Below are 25,997 nucleotides of genomic sequence, written 5' to 3'. Positions count from 1 at the left end.
CGAGCGCGGCGGCTACCGGTGCGCCTATGCGGACGTGGCGGAACCGGTAGACGCACGAGACTTAAAATCTTGCGGCCGCAAGGCCGTGCGGGTTCGAGTCCCGCCGTCCGCACCACCCTCGATCAGTTGAACCGGGACTTCCGATCACTCTGTGCGGTTTGCGCCGCTGCCAGGGCGCGGCCGACAGCCCACAGCAAGGTGTCGATCGCCTTGCGGAGGGGCGAGCTCTCACGTTCGCCGAGCTCGTCGATCTCCCGCCGCGCCATGATCGCGAGACTGGCGATCCGATCCAGGGCGCCCTCATCACGGTCGGGCATCACGAAAATGGCGCGGTCCGACATCTGCCCGTCGAGCTTGCTGTCGGTGATGTCGATGACAATGCCTCGCCCCATCATCTCGCCGGTGCGCGGGTCGCGCTCGTAGCGCCCCCGCGCGAGGACCCACCGGACATCATCGGGTGTGGGATGGGTGCGGTACTCGACCACGAACATCCCACCGGCCAATCGCACCTGATTGAGCCGGTCGAACAACATTTCCCGGTCTTCAAGTGATACATTCCGGATGTAGTCCGCCAAGGGCAATCCGTTTGCCGCACCCAAAGGATCGACCCCGAACAAGGCTGCTAAGGTCGCATCACCAAAGGTAAGGTCATTCTGGAAGTCCGTTTCCCATACACCGACTTGCGATGCGCTCAGGGCATCGGGCACGAATGCGGGAACCAGCTGGGATCTTGGTCGCGGCATGGATTGAAGTCAGCACGGTCGGGCTACAATGATAAACACGCACAGGCCGAATGGTTCCAGATTCAAAAACGACCTCACTCAAATAATGGAGGCATGTCGATCCCGTTTACTACAGATCGCCGAAACAAGGAGAAATCCTCACTCGATCGCCGACTGGCGGTTAATGTCGAATATATTACGCCGACATGACGACGTTTCAGCAGGTTGCAGCCGCGGCCGGTGTTTTAACTGATGCATTTAACACATGTTTAAGATTTTATCACTTCTTTACAGGTCCGAGCGGCTCTGGATAGTCATTGTATGAAGAGCCGATGTCGGCTTGCCGGGTCCGCTCAGTGCGCGTTCGCTCTATCGGGCAAGACGCGAGGGAGCGGCTCGGAAACGACACGATAATCGATGAATTCTTCGCGAGGGACAGGAACGAGCCGCAGGGACAGGCGCTGGCGCCGTTCATGGGAAGCCTTTTCGAGGCTCGTCTCAACCTCATCGCCGAACGCCCGTCCGTCAGAGAGGTCAGTGGATCGTCCCGCCGCCGGAATTCGGCAGGGGCTCGGCCACCAGTGCCTCCGTCAGCGGAAACTCCAGCACGAGATCCTGTGAATCGTCCGAAACGAAGAGAACGGCCTTGAGAAGATCGGGGTCGGCATCCGCGCCCTGGAGTAGTTGCAACGCGAGCACCTTGGCGGCTTCATAGGCCGCATCCGCATCGTCCAGTTCGCGACCTTCGGGATCGACCACGACGTCGTCGCCGATATGCGTGTGGAAGAAGTAGCGTGGCATCGGCCCTCCGCGTCATGCCTCACACAAGCATAACGCGGCGGGCCCGGTTCGTCTCATCCGGCTTCGGTGGGCATCCTCACGCAGCGCGCACCGTCGCCACAAAGCGGGTCATCTCGGCCTGGAGCCGCTCGGCGTGACGCGACAGTTCGGAGGCGGCATCGAGCACATGAGATGCCGACAGGCCCGTCTCCTCGGCCGCTCCCGCGACATGGGTGATGGTCGCCGTCACTTCGTCCGTGCCGGACGCCGCCTGGGTTACGTTGCGCACGATCTCCTGCGTCGCCGCACCCTGCTGCTCGACCGCTGCCGCGATGGCGGTCGCCACACCGCTGATCTCGCGAATGCGCCCGCCGATCGTGTCGATGGCGCGCACGGCGTTGGCGGTCGAGGACTGGATGCGTGCGATCTGGGCGGTGATGTCCTGCGTCGCCCGCGCAGTCTGGCCGGCGAGCTCCTTGACCTCGGTGGCGACGACCGCGAAGCCTCGTCCCGCCTCTCCGGCGCGGGCGGCCTCGATGGTCGCATTCAGGGCAAGGAGATTCGTCTGTCCAGCGATGTTGGCGATCATCGTCGCAACGTCGCCGATGAGGGAAGCGGCCTCATTCAGCTCCTTCACGGAGGCCGCGGTCTCGCTCGCCTCCTGCACTGCCTTCCGCGCCAATTCCGCCGAGCCCGAGACCTGTCGGCCGATCTCCTGCACGGAGGATCCGAGCTCTTCCGCCGAGGCGGCGACGGTGGTGACGTTGGCGGCCGCTTCCTCGGCCGCGAGGGCGACGGTGGTCGATTGCTCCGCCGTACGAGTGGCCGTGCCCGACATGGCCTGCGCGGTAGCCTGCAACTCGGTGGCCGAGGATGAAACCAAAGCCGCGATGCCGCCGACCGCGGATTCGAACCCATCCGCCATCTGGCGCATGCCCGCCTTACGCTGCTCCTCCGCCGAGAGGCGGGCGACGCGCGTTTCCTCCTCGAGATGCAGAGCGTGGACGAGGTTGTCTCGGAACACCTGCACGGTGGCGGCCATGGCGCCGATCTCATCCTTCCGGCCCGCGCCGGGAATGGCCACTGTCGTATCACCGGCGGCGAGGCCCTCCATCGCACCGGTCATGCGCTGGATCGGCCGCGCGATCCAAAGGAAGCCGAAGACGGCCGAAAGGATCGAGAAGAGCGTGACGAGGCCGGCGGCGATAGTAACGGTGCGAACCGCCGAATCCGCATCCGCGATCGTGGCCGCAGCGGCGGCCTCCGCCTCCTTCTGGTTCATCAGGACATTCGATCTCAGCGCCTCGGAGGCCCCACTTGTGAGCTTGAGAAGCTCCGGACCCAGGAGGGCCGCCAGCGCCTCATCCTTCTGGCCCGCAGCGACTTGATCGATGACCGTCTGCTGCTTGGTGAGGTAGGTCTTCCAAAGGGTCGAGAACTTCTCGTAGAGCGCCCGCTCGGCGTCCGAGTTCGGCAAGGCCTCGTAATCTTGGCGCAGCTTGTCGATGGCTTTGCTCACGCCATCGAGCGTCGTGCGGTTCTCGGCGAGAGCCTGCGGCGTGTCGGAAGAGAGAGCCAGCCTGTAAAGCTTGATCCGGTGATCGCGCGTCGCCGTGTTGATCTGGTTGACCACGTTGACGGCCGGAAGCTGAACCCTGCCAATCTCAGCGACGCTCTGCTTGAGCTCGGCCAGATTACGAACCGCAACGACACCCTGCCCGGCCGCGACGATTGCCGCGAAGCCGAACATGCCGGCGAGGGCGGACTTGATGGAAACTTTCATGAGGGCCCAGCCGAGACGTCAAAAGCTGGCACCATGAATAAAAGTACAAAATGAAATTTGACTAAATTGCGCTCAATTGGGCTAAGCCCGTCGATATGAATTATGTATCCAATCCCGCGACGGCTCACGCGCCGTCGCGGGATGGCAGGACGTTACCAGGCGTCGTAGCCGTAGGGCCTATCGCAATGACGCTCGCGGTGGGGGCCATATCCGTAGCCGTAACCGGCAGGACGGTACCCGTAATCCGGACCGGCATCGTAACGGCGGACGACGCGCTCGCTGCGATAGACCGGGCCGTCATAGACCTCATAGGTCCGGACGCGGCGCGGCGGCGCATAATCGTAGGCGGGCTGGCGATAGCCGTAACCGTAGCCATAGGCGGGCTCGGCCTGGGCGTTGGAGACGGCCGCGCCGAGGAGGGCACCGGCCGCAAGGCCGCCGATCACTCCGGCAGCGATGGCGCCGCCGTCGCGGGCCTGCGCCTGCGGGGCACCGAGGGTCCCGACCATGACCAGGGTGGCGGCGGCCAGGGTAGCAATCGTCTTCATGGCCCATCCCTCTCGCATCGTGTCGGCCGAGCTGTTCCGGCCATGGAGAGGAGAATGACGAAGGGCGCCTGCACCGGCCCTGAAGTCGATTGGCAGCTATTGTTCAGCTTGAGAAAGCGCGAGTGTGTCCGCCTTACGGCTTCGCCGCGCCGTTGCGATGGTCGGGATGGCGAAGGCCGCCAGCAGCCCCGCGGCGGCGACGAGCAGACCGGTGCCGATGAGCCGGAATACGACCACACCGACGATGCCGCCACCGAGGAAGGCCGCGACGGTCACGAGATTCAGGCGCAGCCGCGCCCGGTCGATGTGGGGATTGCGCTCCATGAGGTTGGCGAGGCCGATACCGATATCCGTGACCGTGCCGGTGACATGGGTGGTCCGCACCCGCGCGTTGGTGATCTGCGTGACGGTGGCGTTCTGAAGGCCGAGAAGGAAGCTGAGGCCGAGGGCGAGCACCGCGCCGCGCGCCTCGTCCGGAAGGAAAGGCGCCAGGATGCCGAGCAGCGTCAGCATCAGGGCCTCGGTGAGCACCCCATAGGCATAGACCCCCGGCAGGTGGCGCGTCCGCCCGGCATCGATCAACAGCGTGGCAGCCATCGCCCCGGCGACGAAGGCGACGACGATCAACAATCCGAACAGCGCCATCCGCACCTCGCCGAGGCCGAGATGATCGGCCAGCGACGAAACGTTGCCGGTCATGTTCGAGGAGAAGGTGCCGAACGCGTAAAACCCGGCGACGTTCAGCGCCCCCGCAATGGCGGCGAACGCGCGCGCCAGACGCTCATCGACCCGATACGTCCTTTCGGTGCCTTCACGGACAAGCATGGCAACGGCAGTCGTATTAAAGACGGGGGGCCATCATAGGCGCCGAAGCCTTAACCGCTACAAACCGACCGCGCCGCCATCGGAGCGCGGATCGTGAGTGGCCTCGATGCGGCCGTCCCTCGGATGGCGCACCAGCATGCCGGCATGGCCGAGCGTGTCGCTGTAGGGCATGCCCACGGATTCGATCTCGTGGCCCATCCGCTCCAAGGCGGCGATGCAGGCCGGATCGAACCGGTCCTCCACCTTCACGCTGAGTGATGGCGCACCCCAGGTCCGGCCGTAGAGCAGACGCGGCGCGTCGATCGCGTCTGCCACGGACATTCCGTAATCGGCGTAGCGCGCGAAGATCTGCGCCTGGAATTGAGGCTGACCATCGCCCCCCATCGAACCGTAGGCCATCACGCGGCCATCGTCGAAATGGGCCAGGGCGGGGATCAGCGTATGGAATGGGCGCCGCCCCGGCTCCAGCGGATTCACCGAGGCCGGATCGAGGGAGAAGGACACGCCGCGGTTCAGCCACGCCAAGCCGGTTTTCGGCAGCACCGTGCCCGAGCCGTACTCCCAATAGACCGACTGGATGTAGGAGACCGCGAGGCCGTCCTTGTCGATGGCGCCCATCCACACCGTGTCGCCGGTATGGGAGACGACCGGGATCGAGGCCGCGCGGCCGCTCTCGATCCGCGCCGCCTCGGCGGCGAGCCGGGCGGCATCGAGGAAGGTTGCCGGATCGTGACGCAGGCGCGAGAAATCCGTCACCACCCGGTCGCGGATGGCAAAGGCGCGCTTCGTCGACTCGATCAGCCCGTGGTAGTGGGCGGCCGTCTCACCTTCCTTGATCCCCAGACGGTCGAACAGGCCGAGGATGATCAGCGCCGCCAGCCCCTGGGTCGGCGGCGGGAAGTTGTAGAGCGTCGCGTCCCGGCGGCGCAGGGTGAGCGGCGCCCGCTCGGCGGCGCGGTAATCCTCAAGGTCGGCCCGGGTCACGGGCGCACCGAGTCGTTCGAGGTCGACGCCGATCTCGCGGCCTATGTCGCCACGGTAGAAATCGTCGAGTCCGGCGTGGGCCAGTTGCTCGAGCGTCGCGGCCAGAGCCGGAAGGCGGCGGATTTCACCGGCCGGAAACGGTCTCCCGTCCTTCAGGAAGGTCGCGGCGAAGTTCGGGGCGTCGTGAAGCGTGTCGTCCGCCTGAGGCTTGTAGCGGGCCTCGCTCGCGGAAACCGGCACGCCGTTGCGGGCCTGAGTGATGGCGTCGGCGAGCAGTGTCTCCAGCGGCAGACGCCCGCCCAGCGCCTTCGACAATTGCAACGCCAGATCCCAGCCGCCCACCGCACCCGCGACCGTGACCATCGCCTCCGGGCCACGGGGCGGAATGGCGTCGTAGCCCTTTTCCCGGTAGCGGGCGATCGTCGTACCCCGGCCCGCCGGGCCGCAGGCCTCGATGCCGCGCACCCGGCCGCCGCGCTCGCGCACCAGCCAGAAGCCATCGCCTCCGAGGCCGTTCATGTGTGGGTAGACCACGGCAATGGAGGCCGCCATGGCGACCATCGCCTCGATGGCGTTGCCGCCTTGAGCGAGGACGGTCTGTCCCGCCTGTGCCGCGAGGCGGTGCGGGGCGGCGACGGCGGCTGACGAGAAGATCGGTGTCTCGGGCATGGCGTGTCCGGCTGGCTCTGATGCCGAATAGGCGAGCGACCCGGCCAAAGCAAAGCCCATACCCGCCGTCACACGACGCTTTCCGCCCTATGTCGGGGATATGCTCATCTTCGAATGGACCGTGGCGGTGCTGCTCGGCGCGGTCATCCTGACCGGGCTCGCGCGGCGTCTCGGTGCTCCTTACCCGGCATTCCTGGCCATCGGCGGCATCTGCCTCGCCTTCGTTCCCGGCGTGCCGAACCTGCGGCTGGATCCCGAACTCGCCTTGGCCCTGTTCCTAGCACCGGTCCTGCTTGATGCGGGCTTCGGTGCATCATTGCGCGATCTGCGCGCGAGTTGGCAGCCGGTGCTCGGGCTCGCGGTCGGCGCCGTGGTGGTGACGAGCCTCGCCGTGGCGGTGGTCGCGAAGGTCGTGGTGCCGGATATGCCGCTCGCGGCCTGCATCGCACTCGGTGCCATCGTCGCACCGCCCGATGCCGTGGCGGCGCTGGCCGTGTTGCGGCACGCACCGATGCCTCACCGGCTCGCGACCATCCTGCGCGGCGAAAGCCTCCTCAACGACGCGGCCTCCCTGCTACTCTACCGTCTCGCGGTCAGCGCCGCGATGACAGGCTCCATGACCGTCTCCGATGTCGCCCCCGGCTTCCTGCTCGGCGTGGTGGCGAGCGTCATCGTGGGTCCGCTGCTCGGCCTCGCCTTCGTGGCGCTGCGCAAACGCATCGATGACCCGCCCACTGCCATCGTCCTGCAATTCGTCGCCGCCTTCGGGCTTTGGCTCGCGGCGGAGAAGATCGAACTGTCGGCCGTTCTCGTCGTCGTCACCTTCGCGATGATGGTGGCGCGGCGAGCGCCGGGTGTCACCGCTCCGAAGGCGCGGATCATTTCCTACGCCGTGTGGGACACGGCGGTCTTCGTGCTCAACGTGCTCGCCTTCGTGCTGATCGGCATCCAGATCGACCCGATCCTGGAACGGCTGAATGGTGCCGACCAATGGCAGGCGATCCTGCTCGCGATCGGTGTTTTTCTCACCGTCACTGTGGTCCGCATCGCCTGGGTGCTGCCGACGAGCGGCCTTCGCGGCTTCGGATTAGGACCGGATGGCGACCGGGCGCGGCTCGGGGCGGGCATGGCGGTCGCCTGGGCAGGCATGCGCGGCATCGTGACGGTCGCGACGGCCCTCGCTCTGCCGGGAAACTTCCCGCACCGCGACCTCGTGGTGTTCACGGCCTTCGCCACAGTGCTTGGGACGCTCGTCCTGCAGGGGCTGACGCTTAGCCCACTGCTCAAGATCCTGCGGCTGCCCGACGACGACCCCGTCGGGCGCGAAGTCGGCCGTGCGCGGGCGGCTGCATACAGCGCAGCGCTGGAGATCCTCGAATCCTCCGAGGATTGCGCGGCCACCGACGCGCTTCGGGCCGAATTCCGCGCGGCCCTCGCCGAAGCCGAAGCGCATGAGGAAGGCCTCGCCCCGGAAAGCCTCCCCACCGATGCGGCGCGGCTTAACGCAGTGCTCGCCGCCCGCGACAAGGTGTTGGACATGCGCCGTAAGGGTCAAATCGGCGATGACGCCTATTTCCTGCTGGAGGAAGAGTTCGACTGGGCCGAACTCAGCGCAACGCCGAGGACGAAGCTCTAGCGGGCCTTCTGCGCGGCGATGCGCGTCTCGATGGCATCCCATACGCTCACGGCGAGGTTGGGACCGCCGAGGCGCTCGATGGCGCGGATACCGGTGGGGGAGGTGACATTGATCTCGGTGAGGTGCCCGTCGATCACGTCGATGCCCACGAGGATCAGACCCCGTCGAGCCAGTTCCGGTCCGATGGTCGCACAAATCTCGCGCTCACGCTCGGTGAGTTCGGAGGCCGAGGCGGCGCCGCCGCGCACCATGTTCGAGCGGATGTCGTTCGCCGCAGGCACCCGATTTACGGCACCCATGGCAACGCCATCGACGAGGATGATGCGCTTGTCGCCTTCGGTGACCCGATCGAGGTAACGCTGCGTCACCCACGCTTCCTTGAAGGTCGTGGCGAACAGGTCGAACATCGAACCGAAATTCGGGTCCTTCTCGGTGACCTTGAACACCGCCGCGCCGCCATGGCCGTGCAGGGGCTTCATCGCCACCGTGCCGTGTTCCAGGCGGAACGCCTCGATCTCCGCGCGGTCGCGGCTGATCAGGGTCGGCGGCATCAGTTCGGGAAAGTCGAGGACGAACAGCTTCTCGGGAGCGTTGCGAACCTCGAATGGGTCGTTCACGACCAGCGTTTTCGGGTGGATCCGCTCCAGCATGTGCGTCGCCGTGACATAGGCCATGTCGAACGGCGGATCCTGGCGCATCAGCACCACGTCGCACTCGGAAAGGTCGATCCGCTCCGGGGGGGCCAGGGTGAAGTGATCGCCCTGCACATCCTGAACGGTCAGGGCCTCGACCCGCGCCGTCACCCGCCGACCCTGCATCGAGAGCCGGTCGGGTGTGTAGTGGACGAGCCGGTGCCCCCGGCGCTGCGCTTCAAGCAGCAGCGCGAAGGTCGTGTCACCCGCGATCCGGATGTTCTGGATCGGATCCATCTGGACCGCGACGGTCAGGCTCATGGCGGCTCTTCCGGCGCTCGTTACGCGCGTATCAGTTGTTCGGCATCGACTTGCTGCCCGTCCGCCGGTCGTAGTCACCGATGGCCGCGCGGCACTTGGCCGAGAGGCGAGCGCGGTTGCGGGTCATGCAGCGGTCGGCCTCGGGGCTGTTCGGATCGACACCGATGCAGAGGCGGAAATAGTCGTCCGCGCAGCCGAGCTGAAGACCCTGGTCCTCTCTCTGCGCGTAGGCGGGACCTGCCGTCAGCGTCAGGAACGTCAGCGCGGCGAGCGCAGCGGCACGCGGCAAACGAGGGGAATGGTCCGGAACCAGTCGCATCCAGCCTTGTCCTTAAACACCGGTTTGAGGGGCGGAAGACCGCCCTCGTTGCGTCGGCATATCGGGCCAGCAGGGCGGTAGGCAAGCACCCCCCGAGGCCACTTGTGTCGCGCGTTGCAGAAATGCGGCGGCTGGGAGCCAGCACGAAAAAGGCCCCACCCGCATTCGGGCAGGGCCAGTCACAGGGAGGAAACGCCCGCCATGGGCCACCTCATCAAGCAAACCCTGCGCCACATGAGATGCACCGCACGATGGGTCTCTCAAGCTTCTGTTAACCATCCCGTGATGATCTTCCAGCGAAGCACGAGATCAGAATTCGGACCCACTCTCAGACGACGCCCTTGCCGACGCCCTTTGCCGGGCCTGGGCAACCCGCCCGGATCGCCGACAGGAGCCCAACCATGAACCGCCACCGAAAAATCGAGCGACCCAACGTCCCGGAGACCGTTCAGACGCCATCCGAAGGCGTGGTGATCCCATTCCCCGCCCTGACGCAGCGTCCAGCCCGCCCCGCCCCCGATTCCGGCGAAGCGCGCGGTCAGATTCTGCTGTTCCTCGGCGTCCGGTACGAGCGCCGCGCTTCCTGAGCGCGACGAGCCGACCTCCCTTCGCCCGCGCGAACATCCAGACCGAATGACGCGTCCGGCGCGGCCGGCGGATGCGACCGCATGCCCGCAGCCCCGTTCAGCGCCATGACATTTCCGTCTCGCCTTCTGCCGATCGGCCTCGCCATCGGCGTTCTCGCATCCTGCGCGCAGCAGGGCGATTTCGGGCGGCCCAAGGCGGGCGCCTGGAACAGCCTGATCGATGCGACCGGCACCCTCGCGGCAGGCGAGCGCCACGCTCCGTCCTCGGCCTCGCCGCTCACCGACGACGAGCAGGACCTGCGCAACCGGTCCTGGCGCTTCCTGATGCCCGCCATGACGCGGGACGCCTTCCTCGACATCCTCGCGAACCTGACCCGCGCCCGCGTGCTGCCGCCCTCGTGGCGCCTGGACGATCCGGGGAGCTACCACGCCTCCCTGCGCACGGGGGATGCCCTCTCTCCGGTCTCGCGCTATCGCCGCCTTGCGGACGACGCGGTGGCGGATGCCCGCTGGATACCGGCCTTTGTCGCGCTCGCGGTTCGGGTGGTCGATGCCGACGCGCGACGGCTGAAGAGCCTGCCCTTCGCGCGGACTCTGGATGATTGGGACGTGCGGCAGGCCGCGATGCGGGTCGCCGAGAACCGCTGCCTCATTGCCTGGGTCCGCCTGGAGACGGGCGTTCGGATCGAGGGATACCGTTACGCCCTCGAGCATCTCTATGCCGAAACGCCGGACCCCGCCGCCGTCGAGGCCGAGCGTGCTCTGGCGATGCTGACAGCCCGGCGTCCACTCCTCGACCCGGTCGTTCCCGCGGATGCGGCAATCCGCTGCGGACTCGTCCCGGCTCCCGCCGTCGCCGCCCAACCGCCGCTCGTTGTCAAATACTGACCAAGCCCCTTCAGCGCCGGGTCGCGTCGTCACCCGCGGTATCCGTCGTGCAGGACACGGCCCGTACGGCTGCGTTCGCTCCCTCGCGCTGGCTCGGCAGGCCGGCGATCACGCGGATCACCACGAAGCCGCGCATCGCCGGCGCGACGATGCGCACGTCGCGACTCGGCTCGCTCTCATCGTCGTCGGCCAGCGCCTGATCGTATTGGGCGCGGGTGAGGATCACGAGGTCGAGGGCGCCGCGCACGGCTGCCTGATCCGTCACCGCATAGAAGGCACCCTGTCGGCCGTGGGCAGCCAGCGACAGGGCAAGGGCACCCGTGCGCGCAGAGATACGCATCGGCCCATCCGTGAGATCGTACGCACAGACCCCGACCGCCACCGCCGGATCAGGGATGGGCAACCACGCCTCCTGTGGCGCGGGAGCGTCCCCGGTGGCCGGGGCATAGATCACCTGCGGATGGTCGAGGTTTTCGCTGGTTCGGGCGCGGGAGACAGCGTCGGTCTCCGCGAGCCGGGGAATGGCAAGCACCGCCGCGATGTGGACGATTCCGGCGAGCACGAGGCCTGCCAAGGTCGCGTAAGCAAGACGCAGCTTCACGAGGCGCAGCCCTTCCGGACGATGGAGGGCACGACGCTCCGATCGAGCGAGTTGACGCTTGCCGCGGCCGGGGTGTCGTAGAGGCGCAGGGCGAGACGCATCGGGCCGTTCGCACGCGGGCTCGGAAGCCAGTTGCCGGGCTCGACCTCCGGGGCCAACGTGATCACGAAGCGCCCATCCTGCTGTCGCAAGACCTCGGTTGAGGTGAAGCCATCGCGGATATGCGGACGCGCGGGATCCCGCTTTCCGCGCCCAGCGACGGTGATCGTCCAGGCGCGCGCGGGGGGAACGGCGCCGCCGATCTCGTAGGCGCAGTTCGCATCGAGGGCACGGCCGTCGTCGTCCTCCGCGGCGGTCATGAGCAACCCTTCGCCGATAGCGAGGGGGACCTCACCCCGCCGTGCATTCACGGCACGGGTATAGGGGTCGGCATTGAGCGCCCCGGCGCGAGGCCACGCGACCCAGGCCCCGATGCGCACCCCACCGAAGCGGTAGCCACCACGCGTGGCCCAATCCGCGCTGGCGAGTCCGATCGCCGCCCCGAGTGCCAAGGCGTATAGGATCAGGAGCGGCGTGCCGCTCTTGCGAACGATGCGGGCGAGGACTTTTCCCGCGACTCCGGCGGAAGCGGGCAGGCGCGCGGCCTGCTCGGGCAATGCGAGCTTCATCCGCTCCGCCTTACGGCACGGCGATGCGACCGCCCACCGCGCGGACGCCTTCAGCGACCTCGCGGGCAGGCGAGACGGAGGCGCGATCGTCGGAGGTCGGCTTGGCGCCCGCGCGAGGCCGCTCGGCGCCCTTGAACAGCCCGTTCAGTCCGCCGATCACCTCGAAGGACCGGCGCGACAGCTTGCCGAAGGCACTGGCATTGGGATCGATCGGAGCGGTGGCGCCGCCGGATGCCTGCTGCGCAGCGGCCTTCGGGCTCTCCTTCAATCCGGGCAGGCCCTTGATCTCGATGCCCTTGTGCGCGGGCTCCAACACGTCGTGGAAGGTCTGCGCGGGGAGGGAGCCGCCGGTCATCTTGTTGGTCGAGGTATGGTCGTCGTTCCCGTACCAGACGGCGGCAACGTAATTGCCGGTGTAGCCCACGAACCAGGCATCCCGATACGCATTCGTGGTGCCCGACTTGCCCGCGACCTTGATCCCCTCAAGCTGCGCCCGGCGGCCTGTTCCCTCTTCCACCACTTTGTTCAGCATGAAGTTCATATCAGCCACGACCTGGGGCGAAAGCACCCGCTCGGGAGCCTCGTCCGAATGGCGATACACAACCTCGCCCTGCGAGTTGCGGATCTCGGTCGCCGCGTAGGGCTTTGCCTTGAAGCCGCCATTGGCAAACACGGCATAGCCCGCCGCCTGATCGAGTACCGTCACCTCGTCCGAACCGATGGGAAGAGAAACGGTATCGATGAGCGGCGTGGTGATGCCCATGCTGTGCGCCATCGCGATGATCTTCGCCCGGCCCGCCTTGGCCGCCTTGGCCTCGTGGCTGATCCCCATCGCCTTGCCCAGCTGGATCGAGACTTTGATCGGGATCGTGTTCACGGATTTCGCGACGGCGAGCCACATGGGCTGACGGCCGGAATAGGAGCGGCCGTAATTCTGCGGACACCAATTGCCGATGCAGACTGGGGAATCGACCACCGTCGTGTCGGGTTTGAACTGCCCCGAGGCGAGGGCGGCGGCGTAGACATAGGGTTTGAACGACGAGCCCGGCTGACGCAGGGCATCCGTCGCACGGTTGAACTGACTCTCGCCGTAATCTGCGCCGCCGACCATGGCGCGCAGGGCGCCATCGGGATCGAGGATGACCATCGCGGCCTCGTCCACGTCGTAGGCGTCGCCGGACTTGCGCAGGATGTCGGCCACGACCTCGTCGGCACGCTTCTGCACGGCGAGATCGAGAGGCGTCTTCACCGTCAGCACCCGGTCGCGGATCTTTCCGCTGTCGGCCATAGCCTTCACCTGACCGAAGGCCCAATCGAGATAATAGTCGGCGGTGATATCGCGTGTGCGGGTCACCGGCGTCGCGGGGTTGCGGAGCGCCGTCTGGATCTGCCCCTCGGTGACGAAGCCCGCTTCGACCATGTTGTGAAGCACATCGGCCGCGCGGGCACGGGCGGCGGGTAGGTTCACGTGCGGCGCGTACTTCGTCGGCGCCTTGAACAGGCCCGCGAGCATCGCGGCTTCAGCGAGGCTGATGTCCTTGAGCGGCTTCCCGAAATAGTAATCCGCCGCCGCCACGGCGCCGAAGGTGCCGCCGCCCATATAGGCACGGTCGAGGTAGAGCTTCAGGATCTCGTTCTTGGTGAGGTGGCTTTCCAGCCAGAAGGCCAGGAACGCCTCGTTGACCTTGCGCTCCAAGGAACGCTCGTTCGTCAGGAACAGGTTCTTGGCAAGCTGCTGGGTGATGGACGAACCACCCTGCGTATTGCCGCTGCCGCGCGAATTGTTGACCAGGGCGCGGGCGGTGCCGATCGGGTCGATGCCGTAATGGTCGTAGAAGCGCCGGTCCTCCGTGGAGAGCAACGCCTTGATCATGATGTCGGGGAACTGGTCCAGCGACAGGGAATCGTCGTGCTTGATGCCGCGACGCCCGACCTCGGTGCCGTAACGATCGAGGAACGTGACGGCGAGATCCTGCTGCTTCAGCCAATTGTCGCTGGTCAGCCGGAAGGCGGGCTGCGCCATGGCGAGCATGAGCAGGATGCCGCCCGTGCCCAGGGTCATCACCTCGCTGGTGAGATCGAGGCCGATCCGCTTCCAGCCGCGCACGGCGAAGCGGCTCATGAACCGCTGGTACCGCTCGTAGGCGGCGCCGGTCGATTGACCGCTGTCATACAGAGACGCGTTGACCCAAGCGTCGAAGGCTAAAGCCGCGCGCTCGATGCGGGTCTTGATCGCGTTCAGGTTGGGCAGGCGCACGGTGTCGGATCCGGAGTTCGGGCGCCCTTTCGGCTGTCCCGTCTTAGCAGGCTTGCGCGATCACGGCGAGGCGAAGCGATGCACAGGTTAACGCGAGCGCCCCGTTGCGGGCCCATTCCCTAGGCGCAGGACCCGAAACGAGGTTAATGCGCGGAATGCGGCGGTGCCGAGACGCTGGGCGCGTTTCGCTTGCCACAGGACGGCGGCTCGGGCAGACGGGCGCGTGACCATGCCTCCCTTCAAGCCTGCCCGTTCCGAGCCTGCGGCGGATTCTCCCACCGCCGACGAGCCATTCTGGCAGACCAAGTCCCTCGAGGAGATGTCTCCTGCCGAGTGGGAGAGCCTCTGCGACGGCTGCGGCCGGTGCTGCCTCATCAAGCTTGAGGACGAGGATACCGGCGAGGTGCTGCACACCGATATCGGTTGCACGCTCCTCGACGGCTACGCCTGCCGCTGCCGGGATTACCCCCGCCGCCAGAAGAAGGTGCCCGATTGCGTGCGCCTGACGCCGGAGGCGGTGCGCACGATCCCATGGCTCCCGCCGACCTGCGCCTATCGCCTCGTCCGCGACGGTCAGCCGCTTTATCCCTGGCATCACCTGCTTTCGGGTAGCCGATCGAGCGTCCACGAGGCCGGAATGTCCGTGCGTGGGCGCATCGCGGGCACGGAAGAGGAATTCGGCGAGGACGAGTATCCCGATCGGATCGTGGAATGGCCCGCGCTCCGTCCAGGGGACGAGGGCTGAAGCGCATTCCGGCGAGGTGGATACCGGTTCGTCGCAAGAATGCGCGTAAAACCAAAGCGAGAGCCGCCCCCGTCGATGGATTCCCACCCGTCTTTGCGAGCGTAGCGAAGCCATCCAGGGCAGCGGGACGCTTCAGAACGGTGCGCCTCCCTGGATTGCTTCGCCAACGCTCGCAAAGACGGAGGCACGTGATCCGGCTTGGTCGAAGACGGCTCTAGACTCGCGCCGTCGAAAGAAGCCGTCCACCCGCCAGGGTGTTGAGGCCGATTACACCCAGAACGACACCGCCATGGATCAGCAGGTCCGAGAGCGTGGCTTCCTGCGGATGGAAGGGCACGATCAGCGTGGCCGCAGCACCGGCCACGGCGAGACCGGCCAGGGCCGCCGTCAGGTTCGGCCGCAATGGGCAGGCCCGCCGCAGCATCATGACGATCAGCAGCGAGAGCGGAATCGAGACGCAGACGAGGAAGCCGAAGCAATGAACCGCTTCGTGCGTCTCGACCGGATCGATGCCCGGTGAGAACCACGCCCTCAGGCACCCGATCCCCCCGGCGCCGACCCACAGGATCGCGGAGGGCAGGGGCAGCAGCGCCCAGGCCGCCGAGCGGCCCGGCACCGAGGTGGCGAAGGCGGCATAGGCAGCGGCGATGGCGGTGAAGGCCGCACCGATGGAGGGCAGCCACAAGTCCGCACGGCCGGCATGGGTGTCGAGTCCGACCATCGCGAGGCGCGAGGCCAGCAGTAAACCGATCAGGAGCGCGGCCCCGAGCCAGAGGCCAGCCCGTAGGGACGGACGCGGCAGCGGCCGTACCGGTTCCAGGCGCCCGGCCAGTTCCTCGACCAGCCGCTCATGGCGGGCGCTCATCGCTCTCCTCCCGGCGTCAGGCTGGCGCGCAGCGCCTTGAGCGCGCGATGCAGGTTCACCTTCAGGGCTCCCTTGGTCCGTCCGGTCAGCGCGGCCGTCTCGTCGAGGCTCAATTCGCGCAGGCCCAGATGCTCTACCGCCTGCCGCTGCCCATCCGGCAGGGCCGCCACCGCCCGTGCGAGAGCGGCACCGCGCTCGCGCAGTTCCAGACCGGCGCCCGGAGCGGGGAGGGGGTCGACCTCGGCTTCGTAGGCGAGGGGATCGAACACTTCCTGCGGACGCCGCGCGATCCGGCGCATCCGGTCTATGGCCCGGCGCTGCGTGATGGCGCGCAGCCACGGCAGGAAGGGCCGTGCGGGGTCGTAGCTCGCCCGCGCGGCGTGGAGGGTCATCAATGTGTCTTGGACTACGTCGTCCACCGCATCGCCGCGCACACCCTGCGAGCGGGCGAACCCCGCGACGACCGGCAGGCACGCCTTAAGCAGCGCGCGATACGCGGCGGCATCGCCCGCCTGCGCTGCGATCATCAGGCTCGCCAAGTCGCCGTCGAGCGCCATTCCGGTGCCGGTCCGCCTCTCCCCCCGTGCGCCTTCTAGCGCAGACGGACGGGCAGGGCGACCAACGGGCACGAAGCTCCCCGGCGCAAGCGCGAATGAGCTAGCCATGGCTCAGCCTTTCCCTGCCGCTGCGGCACATGCCTTTCGCAGCCCGACGCCGCCGCGTGAGGACGACGCTCGATGGTGAGCCGGCCGATCCCGGATGGCGGTGTGGAAGTCTGGCGAAGGCGAGACGGGACTCATGATCGGCACGTTCCGGCGGGACGCAGACCCGCGCCCTCGCAGACCCTTTCGGTCGGCGCAGGCGAAAGTTACCTCGCCCGTCGGCCCGAATACGCAAGCGCACATCACAAGTAGTCAATAATTATATTTGCCGATCTATAGTTGAATAATGCCCAAATCCGAGATTTTCGTGGGAGATCGCTTTCAAAATATAAATACCAGTGAGACATAGGCGGCGTTTCAGGAGTCTTTTGAATGCCAAAGAGCGGGCCAAGCCTCGTCGATGTCATCATGCCTGCGCATAATGCCGCGATAACAATCGAGGCGAGCATCAGAAGCGCACTTGCATCTCCAAGATGTCGGCGCGTGCTGGTGGTCGATGATGCGTCGAGCGATCAAACGGCCGCGCTCGTAGAATCCTTGGCCGCCAGAGCCGATGGCCGAATCGAACTGATCAGGTTGCCGGCCAATAGCGGCCCGGCGCGCGCCAGGAATATCGGTCTTTCCTACGTCGAGGCCGATCTGGTCGCGTTCCTCGATGCCGACGATCTCTACGAACACGAGGCGTTGACCGCGGCTGTCGGCGCCCTCGACGGGATGCCCGATCTCGCGGTGGTCCGCATGGCGCTCAAGCCGATCGGACTCGATCGCGCGTACCTGGCTCGCCCGGACTTCGAAGCCGCGTGGACGCTGGTGACCTTCACGGTGCAGAGCAATGTCGTCATGCGCCGTCAGGTGCTGATCGATGCGGGCGGCTTTCCGGAGGACGAGCTTTTCCGGCGGCGTGGCGGGGAGGACGTTGCGCTGATGCAGGCCATCACGCGGACCTGCCGCATCGGAACGCTCTTCACGGAACCCGGCGTGTTCTATCGGATCAGGCCGGGCTGCGGTGCCCTCAAGCTCCTGCGCAGCGCCTTTTTCGGTGAGCTACCGCCGGGGATCGAGGCCGACTTGGCAGAAGCGGACGCCGTGACCCAAAAGATCATGGACCGGCTGACGCGTACGAGTTCGTTCGCCCGCCCGGACCCCAGCGTGGTCGAGGTGCTGCTTACCTGGGCGTCCTGACGCCCTCTCCGAACCGGCTCACGTCTCGCAGAAGCTCGACGAAGACCGCCGCGCCATGGTCGAGCAAGGCGTGGCCCGCCTCCGCCGTACCGAGCCGGGCATCGCCGATCGCACCCGAGGGATTGAGATCCCCGGCCTTCCAGGCCAACGCCGCCGGACGGCCGGTTCGGAGGACTGTGTACTCCCGCGCCAGCTCGGCACCGCGGGAGGGAAAGTCACCGATGGCGTCCCGACGCACGAGGTCGGGGCGCAGGGCCAGCATCAGAGCGGTTTCGATCCCGCCCGCATGGATGCCATGGGTGATCTCGTTCCGTGGGAACAACCCATCGGGGTAGCCTAGGCGGCTCCACGAAGTCGTCACCGCGACGAGGCCGAGCTTGGCGCGCAAGTCGCCCGCCAGGATGTCGATCAGGGCCGAATTGCCACCGTGACTCGTGACGATGACGAGGCGGCGGCACCCCGCCCGCGCGACGCCCGTGCCGATCTCCGTCCAAGCTGCGAGGGCAGTGGCGGTGGTAAGGCTGAGCGTGCCGGGGAAAGCGTCGTGCTCGTCCGACTTGCCGATCGTCTGCACGGGCAAAATCAGCACGTCGAGGTCGGCGGGCGTCAGCGCTTTCACCCGGTCGAGATAGCCGAGCGCGATGTCGATGTCGGTCGAGAGCGGCAGGTGCGGCCCGTGCTGCTCCGTGGCGGCGACGGGCAGAACCGCCACCGTCCGCGCCATGTCGCGGGCAGCGATCTCGACGGTTGTGAGGTCGGACCAGAGCCGCGCCGCCATGCCTCTTCAATTCCTTCCGCTGCCGGAGAGGAGACGGTTTAGCCGTCCGCTCGTACCGGAGTCGACAGGATCAGGCGAACAGGGCGTCGATGTCGTCCTGGCTGGGCGCGCTTTCGACCGCCTGCGGACCGTTGAGCATCAGCTCGGAGGCACGCTCGCGACGGGCGCGCTCGGTTGGGTCCGAGATGGCGGAATCGCGGGCCCGGACGGCACCGATGAACCGGTCGAGGCGCTGCTCGAAGCTCTGAAGGGCGCTCACGACCTTGGAGATGCGCTGCCCGGTGATGTCCTGGAAGGCGCAGGCCTCGAAGATCGTGCCGATATGCTCTTCCATGGCAGACCGGTATTCTGGACCGTCGGGAAGGCTCAGAATCGATTCTGCGGCATTCATGATCCGGTTGGTCGCACCGGCCGTGGCATTGAGGACGCTGCCGAGCTCCTCATGCGCCATGGGGATGCGGTCGCGGGTCATCTCGTTGGCGCGCAACGCCGAGATCTCGTCACGCATATGCGTGATGTACTCGGCAATCTGTATGAGCTCGGAAACTACCGTCGCCGACTCGAATTCACGAATGTCTGCGGAACGTCTCCGCTGCGCGTCGGACATCTGATCAACCCTCGATGCCGGATGGCCTTGCAGGCCTCGCCCGCCCCCCTTGCTGCGTAGGGGCACGCGGCATTGGTGCCGTCGCGCCCCGATGGACCCGTCAGCTTCCGCAGACGGCTTCGATCTTGGACTTCAGCGTCGCGGCGTTGAACGGCTTGACGATGTAGTTGTTCACGCCCGCCTTCTTGGCGGCGATGACGTTCTCGGTCTTCGACTCGGCGGTGACCATGATGAACGGCGTGGTCCGCAGGTTCTCGTCCGCGCGAACGTGGCGCAGGAGTTCGTAGCCCGTCATGGGCTCCATGTTCCAGTCGGAGATCACAAGGCCGTACTTGCGGCCCTTCATCCGGGCGAGGGCGGCCGTCCCGTCGGAAGCGTCATCGACCTCTTCGAAGCCGAGCTGCTTGAGCAGGTTGCGGATAATGCGGACCATCGTCTGGTAATCGTCGACGACGAGGATCGGCATGCTCAGATCGAGAGCCATGAACCAAATGCTCCGAAGTCATCCGGGAGATTGAAATCCCGGACCTCAAGGATTGATCTGCCCGTTGGGATCATCCAACGGAACCTGTCGAGACCTTAGCGCTGACCATCTTGCAAAGGCGTTAAAGTGGACAAGGACACGTCGCTTGACCGGCCACGCCGGTTTCGGCAGGGTCCGGCCGCGTTGGGGCCGGGTGGCGGCATCCGCCACCGACGCTTCCGAGAGTTTCGACGTCAGCAAAAATGGCCTCAGGCGACGACACGACCGTGCGGCCCTTTCTCATCTGCCGCGCGGACGAGCCCCTGCCGGACGCCCTGCGCGGGGCCGTGGCGGCCATCGGCAATTTCGATGGCGTCCATCGCGGTCACAGGGCATTGGCGGCCGCCGTACGCGAGGAAGCGAGGGCGGGCGGTCATCCTGCCGTGGCGCTGACCTTCGACCCGCATCCGCGTGCCTTCTTCCGACCCGACGCGCCGATGTTTCAGCTGAGTGGCGAACACGCGAAACAGATCGTGTTCGCTAGATGCGGTCTGGATGGGCTGATCGTCCGGCGCTTCGATGCCGACCTCGCCGGAACAAGCGCTCACGCCTTCGTGATCGATTTTCTGCGCGATGGACTCGGCCTGTCGGGCGTCGTCGTCGGGCACGACTTCCATTTCGGCCGCGCGCGCGAGGGTACGCCGTCCCTCCTGCGAGACCTTTGCCGCGAGGCGGGTTTGAGTTGCCGCCTCGTGGAGCCGGTGGCCCTGACGGGGGAGGAAGAGCAAGTGTCCTCGAGCAAGATCCGCATGGCGTTGTCGGAAGGCGACGTGGCGCGGGCGAACGCGCTCCTCGGCTACCGCTGGTTCGTGACCGCCACTGTCCGCCACGGCGACAAGCGTGGGCGAACGCTCGGTTATCCGACCGCGAACCTCATGCTCGCCGATTGCGCCTTGGCGCATGGAATCTACGCGGTGCGGATCCGGCTGCCCGATGGCGCGATCAAGGATGGCGTAGCCAGTTATGGCCGCCGCCCGACCTTCGATGACGGCGCGCCCCTGCTCGAAGTGAATCTGTTCGATTTCTCGGGCGATCTCTACGGCCAGGAACTCGGCGTCGAGTTCCTGGGCTTCATCCGGGGTGAGGAGCGTTTCGCCAGCGCTGAGGATCTGATCGCGCGGATGCATCTCGATGCGGCGGAGGCGAAACGCCTGCTTGCAACCGACGCCGTGCCGTCCATGCTCGCCTGAGACGGTCGGCCCGGTATAGAAGGGCGGAATCATCATCGCGGAGGCGGATGTGCTGGGCCGGTTGGATCGTGGGAATTCGGGTGAGGCGGTCGTCTCCTATGGCGACGGCACCATGCGCGTGGTGAAGCCCGGCAGCTTCGTGCGGTGCGCGGTAACGGGCGATGCCATTCACCTCGACAACCTCCGCTATTGGAGCGTCGCCCGGCAGGAAGCCTATGCCACGCCGGAAGCCCTCATGACCCGCCTCAAGGCTCACGGGCGACCGTAAGCCGGGCGAGTTCGACCACCGTCATCGCCCTTATAATGGCGTTGTTCCGGAATGGCTTAGCGGCTTTTTCTGATTGTGAGCATGCACAAGCGCTCATCTTCAGATTGAGGGCGCAGATTCACGGATAAGTCCCTGACGTCGCTCGCTCCATGATCGCGGTCAGCTGTCGGCGAACCGAATCGGCGTCCTCGAATCGAAGGACGACCTTCAGGACCTCGACCCGCGCGGCGAAGTGGCTCGGCAGGCGGACGGCGTCCTTCTCCGTCGTGATGATCCGGGCACCGAGCCTGTGCGCCTCGTCTGCCAGCGCCGTGAGTTCGGCATCGCGATAGGGGTGATGGTCTGGGAAGGACCGGGTGCCGGCCAGAACGGCGCCCGCCTCGCGCAATGTCGAGAAGAACTTCTCGGGCCGTCCGATTCCGGCGAAGGCGAGCCAGGGTCCCGAGGAAAGGTCGGCTGCGTCCGGGACGAGCCGTGCCCGGTGAACGGGACAACCCCTCGCCATCGCTTCCGACGCGACCGCTTCGCCCGCAGCGCCCTCGCCGACCAGGATCACCCCGCCGATATGGGGCCATTGTCGGCGCAAGGGCACGCGGAGGGGCCCGGCGGGAAAGACCCGTCCATTGCTGACACCCGTGGCGGCATCGACCACGGCGAAGGCGAGGGTTTTGGCAAGGCTTGGGTTCTGCAACCCGTCATCCATTACAATGGCCGTGGCGCCGAGGCTTCGGCACAGCGCCGCCCCGGCCGGGCGGTCGCGGGCGATGACGGCGGGGGCCGCGCGGGCGAGGAGGAGCGGCTCGTCCCCAACGTCGGCCGCCCCGTGGATCGCGGAAACCTGAACCGGACCGGCGAGACGTCCGCCATAGCCCCGGCTGAGGAAAACGGGCGCGGCGCCGAGGTCTCGCATCATCGCGGCGACGGCCAGGGCGGCGGGCGTCTTGCCCGCACCGCCGAGAGTGAAGTTGCCGAGACAGATCACAGGGCAAGGACCTTCGGCGCCAGGCCGGTCCATGCGCCGCGCCCCTGCGGCGCCGTAGAGCGCGGCAAGCGGGGCCAGCAGCCGCGCCGCGGGATGGCCGTGCCCGGCCTGCCAGAAGCCGGGCTCTCGCATCAGGCCCGCGAACGTCCGGCCGCGTGCAGGCCTTGCAACTTCATCTGCGCCACGAAGGGATCGAGCACCGACAAGGTGCGTGCGACGGCGCCCTCGAAAGGCTTGAGCGCCGCCTGCCCCGCCTCGGCCATCGCAGAGAGGCGGGACCGGTCTTCGAGGAGCCGTCCCACATTGTCGGCAAGCTCGGCCCCGTTGGCGACGAGCGCCGCCCCCCCGGCCCGGTCCAGGGCTTCGTAGACCTGTGCGAAATTGCTCGTGTGGGGACCATGCAGCACGGCCGCTTCCAGGCGGACGGGCTCGATCGGGTTCTGGCCACCACGCGGCACGAGCGAGCCGCCGACGAAGACGAGGGGGCTCAGCCGGTAGAACAGGCCGAGTTCGCCGATCGTGTCCGCCACGTACAGATCGACGCTCGGATGCGGGCGGCCTCCCGCCGAGCGACGGGCTGTGCGCAATCCCGCTGCCGCAGCGCAGGCGGCCGCCTCTGCGCCCCGGCCCGGATGGCGGGGCGCGAGCACCGTGAGCAGAGTGGGGAAGCGCGTTCTCAACTCGGCATGGGCGTAGGCGATGGCGGCCTCTTCACCCTCGTGCGTGCTGGCCGCAAGCCAGACGGGGCGCCCGGCCATCATCGGTCGAAGATGGTTGAGCTGCTGCGGATCGGCGGGCGGGATCGGTGCGTCGAACTTCAGGTTTCCCGTCACCGAGACGCGGGGTGCTCCGAGCATGGCGAAACGGGCGCCGTCATCCTCCGTTTGCGCGAGGCAGATTGCGATGCGCGAAAGCAACGCGGCGGCGGTGCGTTTCGACCGCTCCCAGCCGCGGAACGACCGTTCGGACATGCGCCCGTTCACGAGGATCAACGGGATGTCCCGCTCATCGAGGGCGACGATCGTGTTGGGCCAAATCTCCGACTCCGCCACCACGGCGATGTCGGGCTGCCAATGTTCGAGGAATCGTTCGATCCAGCGCGGCGCATCGAGGGGCACGTATTGGTGCACGGCGCCGGGCGGCAGGCGGGAGCCGATGAGATCGGCGGCGGTACGCGTGCCGGTGGTGACCAGCACCGAATAGCGCCGTGCGATCATGCCCTCCACCAGGGCAACGAGGGACAGCACCTCGCCGACGCTCGCCCCATGCATCCAGATCAGCGGGCCGACCGGACGGGCGCGCCCAGGCAGACCCCGGCGCTCGCCGAGGCGGCGCGGGTCCTCTTTGCCGCGCCGGGCGCGCCACGCCAGGAGCCCGGCCACGGCAGGCTCGCCGATCCGCAGGCCGGTCCGGTACAGCCGCAGGGGCAATGTCAGAGCGGGGCGTCTCACGCCACACCCTCCGACAGGGCACCCACAGGGGCTACGGGAGCATCGTAATAAGCGGCGCGGTCATGACGCCCGACCAGGGCGTAGGCGCGAATATGGACCCGGTCCATCTCCGCCTCTAGATGGCGCCGCACGCGCTCGAACTCCTCGCCCTCGCATTCGCGCGGCACGAAGACCGGCTCACCCAGCACGACAGCTCCCTTGCCGAAGGGCAAGGACAGACACGCCTTGTCCCATGAGCCGAACCGGATGTGGCGGCTCGTCACCACGGCCGTTGGGACGATCGGCCGTCCCGCGAAGCGCGCAAGGGTGAGGATGCCCGCATCGCAGCGCCGCGTGATCTTGGGGACGTCGGCGCTGAAAGCCACCGATTCTCCGGCCTTCAGCGCCTTCAGCATGCCTCGCAGACCCTCGGCCCCACCCTTGGACCGGGTATCGGCGGAACGGCGGCGACCCCGGGCGCCGGAGGCGCGCATCACCCGCACGCCGAGGCGTTCGAGGGCGATGGTGTTGATGTCCCCATCCGGGTTGCGGGAGATGATCGTGGCGACCCGGTCGGTCGGCCGCATCATCAGCGACATCTGGATGTGCTGGCCGTGCCACATGCCGAAGATCGCGGGCAAACGCGCATCGAGCCACGGGTCGGCGGCAGAGGGAGGTCCGGCGACGCCGGAGCCGACCTCGAAGGTAAAGCGATTCGTCGCGCGCAGCAGGCGCAGGTAGCCGGCGGCAAGGCGCCCGAGCGCCTGCTTCACGAGCGGCTGTCGAAGAAGACGCTTGAAGAAACTCATCACGGCCCGCGTGTCAGGCCCGGCGGAATAGCCCCGTCAGGCAGCCCGGTTCAAGCCGCCACGATCAGACAATCGGCGCCACGGAGCCCTCAAGGTTCATAGCGCACAGGGCGACGATCAGACTCACAAAGGTGTGTCAGACGCTTGTTTATATCGGTTCCAAACTGTAGATTGGAACCATTCCAGATAGATCCATCAGGAGGGTGTGGGCATGTCCATGGTGATCGACGATGCGGCGACAGCCCTTGCGGAAGCGCGGCGCGACCTCGTCCTGCGCTACGTCCAGCCCGGCCTCGCAGGGCTGATCGACGGCTCGGTCTCGACTCTGGCGCCGATCTTCGCGGCCGCCTTCGCCACCGGACACAATTGGTCGACCTTCCTCGTCGGGCTCGCCGCCTCGGTCGGCGCCGGCATCAGCATGGGCTTCACGGAAGCTCTGTCCGACGACGGCAGCGTGACGGGCCGGGGCAGCCCGCTGGTTCGCGGTATCGTCTGCGGGGTGATGACGACGGTGGGCGGGCTCGGCCACACTTTGCCCTATGCGATCCCCGACACCCTGCCTCCCGGTTGGCCGAACGCATTCTGGCTGGCGACGACGCTCGCCGTGGCGGTGGTGGTGATCGAACTTGCGGTGATCGCGGGCATCCGCACCCGCTACATGGCGACGCCGTTCTGGCGGGCAGCCCTTCAGGTCATGCTCGGCGGTGTGCTCGTCCTCGTGACGGGGATCCTGATCGGCAGCGCTTGACGCGGGCGCGTGCCGCCGCGATGCCGGGGGCGACGTCCGGAGCGCCCCCTCGTTTGACCTTCCGCCTCGCGCATCTCAGCGACCCGCATGTCGGCCCGCTCGGCCGCCCTCGCTTCAGCCAGCTCTTCGGCAAGCGGGCGACCGGCTACGCCAATTGGCGCCGGGGCCGCTCGCGCAGCCACGACATGGCGACCCTGTCGCTCCTCGTCACGGATTTGCGGGCGCAGGGCGCGGCTCACATCGCCTGCACGGGCGACCTCTGCAATATCGGCCTGCCGAGCGAATGGGCGACGGCCCTGTCATTCATGCAGGCCCTCGGGTCGCCGGACGCAGTGAGCCTCGTGCCGGGCAACCACGACGCCTATGTGCGCGGCTCCCTTGAGGGCCTGCTCGAAGCCTGCGGCGCCTTCACATCGGACGATTCAGGGACGCGCGGCCACTTCCCCTACCTCCGGAGGCGGGGGCCGGTGGCGTTGATCGGCCTGTCGAGCGCGATTCCGACCAAGCCGTTCGTGGCGAGTGGACGCCTCGGCCCGCCGCAACTCGCGGCGGCGGAAACCCTGTTGCGCGCGCTTGCGACCGAACCGGGGAGGTCCTGCCGCGTGGTGATGATTCACCATCCGCCCCATCCCGGAGGCGCATCGGCGGGGCGGGAGCTGAAGGATTCGGCGGCTTTCGCCGCGATGATCGGCCGGGTGGGGGCGGACCTGATCCTACACGGCCACAACCACGTTTCGAGCCTCGCCCACATCGCCGGGCCGGGCGGACGGCCGGTCCCGGTGGTGGGGGTGCCCTCCGCGTCGGCGCTGCCAGACGGGCATGGCGCCCTTCCGGCCCGCCGGGCGGGCTATGTGCTCTATGAGATCGAGCGGGCGGGCGAGGGCTTTGCCATCGCGGCCCGGCGGCGCGGCCTCGACGCCGCCGGAACCATGGCCGATCTCGGTCCCCTCGATCTGGTAACGAGCCCGGCCTTGTCGGCCTGAGCCGG

At 67.2% G+C, this 25,997-nt stretch carries 28 protein-coding genes and 1 tRNA gene; 10 read left to right on the top strand and 19 right to left on the bottom strand.

The features are described from left to right. The first annotated feature begins 28 nt into the window (after positions 1-28). A tRNA-Leu gene (locus J4O73_RS16955) sits at positions 29-115 on the top strand. A 7-nt stretch (positions 116-122) separates the two neighbouring features. Here J4O73_RS16955 and J4O73_RS16950 read toward each other — a convergent pair. The 6 genes from J4O73_RS16950 to J4O73_RS16925 all read right to left on the bottom strand — a co-directional run bounded on the left by J4O73_RS16950 (position 123) and on the right by J4O73_RS16925 (position 6,311). Then, positions 123-707 carry a PAS domain-containing protein gene (locus J4O73_RS16950; RefSeq protein ID WP_426219172.1) on the bottom strand — a complete coding sequence of 195 codons (585 nt, stop codon included), beginning with the start codon at positions 705-707 and terminating at the stop codon, positions 123-125. A 549-nt stretch (positions 708-1,256) separates the two neighbouring features. Beyond that, positions 1,257-1,523, bottom strand: coding sequence for a DUF6894 family protein (locus tag J4O73_RS16945; protein ID WP_378974543.1), 267 nt, complete (start codon positions 1,521-1,523; stop codon positions 1,257-1,259). Positions 1,524-1,599: 76 nt separating this feature from the next. Next, on the bottom strand, positions 1,600-3,285 hold the full coding sequence (locus J4O73_RS16940) for a methyl-accepting chemotaxis protein (RefSeq protein ID WP_426219170.1): 1,686 nt from the start codon (positions 3,283-3,285) through the stop codon (positions 1,600-1,602). A gap of 152 nt (positions 3,286-3,437) precedes the next feature. After that, positions 3,438-3,833 (bottom strand): hypothetical protein, encoded by a 396-nt coding sequence (locus J4O73_RS16935; protein ID WP_426219168.1) that lies wholly within the window; start codon positions 3,831-3,833, stop codon positions 3,438-3,440. A 96-nt stretch (positions 3,834-3,929) separates the two neighbouring features. Continuing rightward, positions 3,930-4,658, bottom strand: coding sequence for a YoaK family protein (locus tag J4O73_RS16930; protein WP_426219166.1), 729 nt, complete (start codon positions 4,656-4,658; stop codon positions 3,930-3,932). 57 nt (positions 4,659-4,715) lie between these two features. Next, positions 4,716-6,311, bottom strand: coding sequence for a gamma-glutamyltransferase family protein (locus J4O73_RS16925; protein WP_426219164.1), 1,596 nt, complete (start codon positions 6,309-6,311; stop codon positions 4,716-4,718). Between the two features lie 100 nt (positions 6,312-6,411). Here J4O73_RS16925 and J4O73_RS16920 point away from each other — a divergent pair, with 100 nt between their 5' ends. After that, complete coding sequence (locus J4O73_RS16920; protein ID WP_426219162.1) at positions 6,412-7,947, top strand: cation:proton antiporter; 1,536 nt, start codon at positions 6,412-6,414, stop codon at positions 7,945-7,947. Here the strand turns inward: J4O73_RS16920 and gshB are convergent. Together gshB and J4O73_RS16910 are read right to left on the bottom strand one after the other, a co-directional pair. Further along, the gene (gene gshB, locus J4O73_RS16915; protein ID WP_426219160.1) at positions 7,944-8,900 is read right to left on the bottom strand and encodes a glutathione synthase; all 957 of its coding nucleotides are present in this window, start codon (positions 8,898-8,900) and stop codon (positions 7,944-7,946) included. The genes J4O73_RS16920 and gshB overlap by 4 nt on opposite strands. Positions 8,901-8,931: 31 nt before the next feature. Further along, on the bottom strand, positions 8,932-9,219 hold the full coding sequence (locus J4O73_RS16910; RefSeq protein WP_426219159.1) for a hypothetical protein: 288 nt from the start codon (positions 9,217-9,219) through the stop codon (positions 8,932-8,934). A 401-nt stretch (positions 9,220-9,620) separates the two neighbouring features. On the opposite strand from J4O73_RS16910, the gene J4O73_RS16905 reads away from it, so the two are divergent. Together J4O73_RS16905 and J4O73_RS16900 are read left to right on the top strand one after the other, a co-directional pair. Then, positions 9,621-9,806 (top strand): hypothetical protein, encoded by a 186-nt coding sequence (locus J4O73_RS16905; protein WP_426219158.1) that lies wholly within the window; start codon positions 9,621-9,623, stop codon positions 9,804-9,806. Positions 9,807-9,911: 105 nt separating this feature from the next. Continuing rightward, the gene (locus tag J4O73_RS16900) at positions 9,912-10,694 is read left to right on the top strand and encodes a hypothetical protein (protein WP_426219405.1); all 783 of its coding nucleotides are present in this window, start codon (positions 9,912-9,914) and stop codon (positions 10,692-10,694) included. Between the two features lie 10 nt (positions 10,695-10,704). On the opposite strand, the gene J4O73_RS16895 is transcribed toward J4O73_RS16900, so the two are convergent. The 3 genes from J4O73_RS16895 to J4O73_RS16885 are packed head-to-tail and all read right to left on the bottom strand — an operon-like array spanning position 10,705 to position 14,220. Further along, positions 10,705-11,304: a DUF1254 domain-containing protein gene (locus J4O73_RS16895; RefSeq protein ID WP_426219403.1), complete on the bottom strand. Its 600-nt coding sequence runs from the start codon at positions 11,302-11,304 to the stop codon at positions 10,705-10,707. Continuing rightward, entirely contained in the window at positions 11,292-11,963 is a 672-nt protein-coding gene (locus tag J4O73_RS16890) for a DUF1214 domain-containing protein (protein WP_426219156.1), read from the bottom strand. The genes J4O73_RS16895 and J4O73_RS16890 overlap by 13 nt, the downstream gene beginning before the upstream one ends. Before the next feature lie 10 nt (positions 11,964-11,973). Continuing rightward, positions 11,974-14,220 (bottom strand): transglycosylase domain-containing protein, encoded by a 2,247-nt coding sequence (locus tag J4O73_RS16885; protein WP_426219155.1) that lies wholly within the window; start codon positions 14,218-14,220, stop codon positions 11,974-11,976. Between the two features lie 229 nt (positions 14,221-14,449). Between J4O73_RS16885 and J4O73_RS16880 the strand changes: the two genes are divergently transcribed. Beyond that, positions 14,450-14,965, top strand: a complete 516-nt coding sequence (locus J4O73_RS16880) for a YcgN family cysteine cluster protein (RefSeq protein WP_426219402.1) — start codon at positions 14,450-14,452, stop codon at positions 14,963-14,965. A 214-nt stretch (positions 14,966-15,179) separates the two neighbouring features. Here J4O73_RS16880 and J4O73_RS16875 read toward each other — a convergent pair whose 3' ends face one another. Both J4O73_RS16875 and J4O73_RS16870 read right to left on the bottom strand, forming a co-directional pair. After that, the gene (locus J4O73_RS16875) at positions 15,180-15,830 is read right to left on the bottom strand and encodes an NrsF family protein (protein WP_426219153.1); all 651 of its coding nucleotides are present in this window, start codon (positions 15,828-15,830) and stop codon (positions 15,180-15,182) included. After that, positions 15,827-16,387, bottom strand: a complete 561-nt coding sequence (locus J4O73_RS16870) for a sigma-70 family RNA polymerase sigma factor (protein ID WP_426219151.1) — start codon at positions 16,385-16,387, stop codon at positions 15,827-15,829. The genes J4O73_RS16875 and J4O73_RS16870 overlap by 4 nt, the downstream gene beginning before the upstream one ends. Before the next feature lie 477 nt (positions 16,388-16,864). On the opposite strand from J4O73_RS16870, the gene J4O73_RS16865 reads away from it, so the two are divergent. Further along, positions 16,865-17,674, top strand: coding sequence for a glycosyltransferase family 2 protein (locus J4O73_RS16865; RefSeq protein ID WP_426219150.1), 810 nt, complete (start codon positions 16,865-16,867; stop codon positions 17,672-17,674). Here the strand turns inward: J4O73_RS16865 and J4O73_RS16860 are convergent. From J4O73_RS16860 to J4O73_RS16850, 3 genes are all read right to left on the bottom strand, one after another. After that, positions 17,658-18,452 (bottom strand): creatininase family protein, encoded by a 795-nt coding sequence (locus tag J4O73_RS16860; RefSeq protein ID WP_426219149.1) that lies wholly within the window; start codon positions 18,450-18,452, stop codon positions 17,658-17,660. The two genes, J4O73_RS16865 and J4O73_RS16860, sit on opposite strands and share 17 nt — an antisense overlap. A gap of 70 nt (positions 18,453-18,522) precedes the next feature. Beyond that, positions 18,523-19,059, bottom strand: a complete 537-nt coding sequence (locus J4O73_RS16855) for a protein phosphatase CheZ (RefSeq protein ID WP_426219147.1) — start codon at positions 19,057-19,059, stop codon at positions 18,523-18,525. 100 nt (positions 19,060-19,159) lie between these two features. After that, positions 19,160-19,543 (bottom strand): response regulator, encoded by a 384-nt coding sequence (locus J4O73_RS16850; protein ID WP_426219145.1) that lies wholly within the window; start codon positions 19,541-19,543, stop codon positions 19,160-19,162. Between the two features lie 242 nt (positions 19,544-19,785). Here J4O73_RS16850 and J4O73_RS16845 point away from each other — a divergent pair, with 242 nt between their 5' ends. Both J4O73_RS16845 and J4O73_RS16840 read left to right on the top strand, forming a co-directional pair. Further along, positions 19,786-20,772, top strand: coding sequence for a bifunctional riboflavin kinase/FAD synthetase (locus J4O73_RS16845; protein ID WP_426219143.1), 987 nt, complete (start codon positions 19,786-19,788; stop codon positions 20,770-20,772). A 49-nt stretch (positions 20,773-20,821) separates the two neighbouring features. After that, on the top strand, positions 20,822-21,040 hold the full coding sequence (locus J4O73_RS16840; protein ID WP_378974502.1) for a DUF2093 domain-containing protein: 219 nt from the start codon (positions 20,822-20,824) through the stop codon (positions 21,038-21,040). A 118-nt stretch (positions 21,041-21,158) separates the two neighbouring features. Here J4O73_RS16840 and lpxK read toward each other — a convergent pair whose 3' ends face one another. The 3 genes from lpxK to J4O73_RS16825 are packed head-to-tail and all read right to left on the bottom strand — an operon-like array spanning position 21,159 to position 24,261. Further along, positions 21,159-22,154 carry a tetraacyldisaccharide 4'-kinase gene (gene lpxK / locus J4O73_RS16835; protein ID WP_426219141.1) on the bottom strand — a complete coding sequence of 332 codons (996 nt, stop codon included), beginning with the start codon at positions 22,152-22,154 and terminating at the stop codon, positions 21,159-21,161. Then, on the bottom strand, positions 22,154-23,473 hold the full coding sequence (locus J4O73_RS16830) for a 3-deoxy-D-manno-octulosonic acid transferase (RefSeq protein ID WP_426219139.1): 1,320 nt from the start codon (positions 23,471-23,473) through the stop codon (positions 22,154-22,156). The genes lpxK and J4O73_RS16830 overlap by 1 nt, the downstream gene beginning before the upstream one ends. Then, complete coding sequence (locus J4O73_RS16825) at positions 23,470-24,261, bottom strand: lysophospholipid acyltransferase family protein (RefSeq protein ID WP_426219137.1); 792 nt, start codon at positions 24,259-24,261, stop codon at positions 23,470-23,472. The genes J4O73_RS16830 and J4O73_RS16825 overlap by 4 nt, the downstream gene beginning before the upstream one ends. 211 nt (positions 24,262-24,472) lie before the next feature. On the opposite strand from J4O73_RS16825, the gene J4O73_RS16820 reads away from it, so the two are divergent. Beyond that, positions 24,473-25,009 (top strand): VIT family protein, encoded by a 537-nt coding sequence (locus tag J4O73_RS16820; RefSeq protein WP_426219135.1) that lies wholly within the window; start codon positions 24,473-24,475, stop codon positions 25,007-25,009. 53 nt (positions 25,010-25,062) lie between these two features. Then, positions 25,063-25,992 (top strand): metallophosphoesterase family protein, encoded by a 930-nt coding sequence (locus J4O73_RS16815; RefSeq protein WP_426219133.1) that lies wholly within the window; start codon positions 25,063-25,065, stop codon positions 25,990-25,992. Positions 25,993-25,997 lie beyond the last annotated feature (5 nt).

Source organism: Methylobacterium sp. NFXW15 (assembly GCF_049887755.1).
Classification (GTDB): domain Bacteria; phylum Pseudomonadota; class Alphaproteobacteria; order Rhizobiales; family Beijerinckiaceae; genus Methylobacterium.
The sequence above is the reverse complement of the archived record's forward strand: the minus strand, read 5'-3'. Positions and strand labels throughout refer to the sequence as shown.

Bases quoted from the DNA above. Each gene is read 5' to 3' on its own strand.
- J4O73_RS16880 (WP_426219402.1), top strand. From the start codon at position 14,450: ATGCCTCCCTTCAAGCCTGCCCGTTCCGAGCCTGCGGCGGATTCTCCC.
- J4O73_RS16850 (WP_426219145.1), bottom strand. From the start codon at position 19,543: ATGGCTCTCGATCTGAGCATGCCGATCCTCGTCGTCGACGATTACCAG.
- J4O73_RS16820 (WP_426219135.1), top strand. From the start codon at position 24,473: ATGTCCATGGTGATCGACGATGCGGCGACAGCCCTTGCGGAAGCGCGG.
- J4O73_RS16945 (WP_378974543.1), bottom strand. From the start codon at position 1,523: ATGCCACGCTACTTCTTCCACACGCATATCGGCGACGACGTCGTGGTC.
- J4O73_RS16940 (WP_426219170.1), bottom strand. From the start codon at position 3,285: ATGAAAGTTTCCATCAAGTCCGCCCTCGCCGGCATGTTCGGCTTCGCG.
- J4O73_RS16930 (WP_426219166.1), bottom strand. From the start codon at position 4,658: ATGCTTGTCCGTGAAGGCACCGAAAGGACGTATCGGGTCGATGAGCGT.
- J4O73_RS16920 (WP_426219162.1), top strand. From the start codon at position 6,412: ATGCTCATCTTCGAATGGACCGTGGCGGTGCTGCTCGGCGCGGTCATC.
- J4O73_RS16890 (WP_426219156.1), bottom strand. From the start codon at position 11,963: ATGAAGCTCGCATTGCCCGAGCAGGCCGCGCGCCTGCCCGCTTCCGCC.
- lpxK (WP_426219141.1), bottom strand. From the start codon at position 22,154: ATGCGAGAGCCCGGCTTCTGGCAGGCCGGGCACGGCCATCCCGCGGCG.
- J4O73_RS16905 (WP_426219158.1), top strand. From the start codon at position 9,621: ATGAACCGCCACCGAAAAATCGAGCGACCCAACGTCCCGGAGACCGTT.
- J4O73_RS16870 (WP_426219151.1), bottom strand. From the start codon at position 16,387: ATGGCGCTCGACGGCGACTTGGCGAGCCTGATGATCGCAGCGCAGGCG.
- J4O73_RS16910 (WP_426219159.1), bottom strand. From the start codon at position 9,219: ATGCGACTGGTTCCGGACCATTCCCCTCGTTTGCCGCGTGCCGCTGCG.
- gshB (WP_426219160.1), bottom strand. From the start codon at position 8,900: ATGAGCCTGACCGTCGCGGTCCAGATGGATCCGATCCAGAACATCCGG.
- J4O73_RS16935 (WP_426219168.1), bottom strand. From the start codon at position 3,833: ATGAAGACGATTGCTACCCTGGCCGCCGCCACCCTGGTCATGGTCGGG.
- J4O73_RS16825 (WP_426219137.1), bottom strand. From the start codon at position 24,261: ATGAGTTTCTTCAAGCGTCTTCTTCGACAGCCGCTCGTGAAGCAGGCG.
- J4O73_RS16855 (WP_426219147.1), bottom strand. From the start codon at position 19,059: ATGTCCGACGCGCAGCGGAGACGTTCCGCAGACATTCGTGAATTCGAG.
- J4O73_RS16900 (WP_426219405.1), top strand. From the start codon at position 9,912: ATGACATTTCCGTCTCGCCTTCTGCCGATCGGCCTCGCCATCGGCGTT.
- J4O73_RS16875 (WP_426219153.1), bottom strand. From the start codon at position 15,830: ATGAGCGCCCGCCATGAGCGGCTGGTCGAGGAACTGGCCGGGCGCCTG.
- J4O73_RS16860 (WP_426219149.1), bottom strand. From the start codon at position 18,452: ATGGCGGCGCGGCTCTGGTCCGACCTCACAACCGTCGAGATCGCTGCC.
- J4O73_RS16865 (WP_426219150.1), top strand. From the start codon at position 16,865: ATGCCAAAGAGCGGGCCAAGCCTCGTCGATGTCATCATGCCTGCGCAT.
- J4O73_RS16845 (WP_426219143.1), top strand. From the start codon at position 19,786: ATGGCCTCAGGCGACGACACGACCGTGCGGCCCTTTCTCATCTGCCGC.
- J4O73_RS16925 (WP_426219164.1), bottom strand. From the start codon at position 6,311: ATGCCCGAGACACCGATCTTCTCGTCAGCCGCCGTCGCCGCCCCGCAC.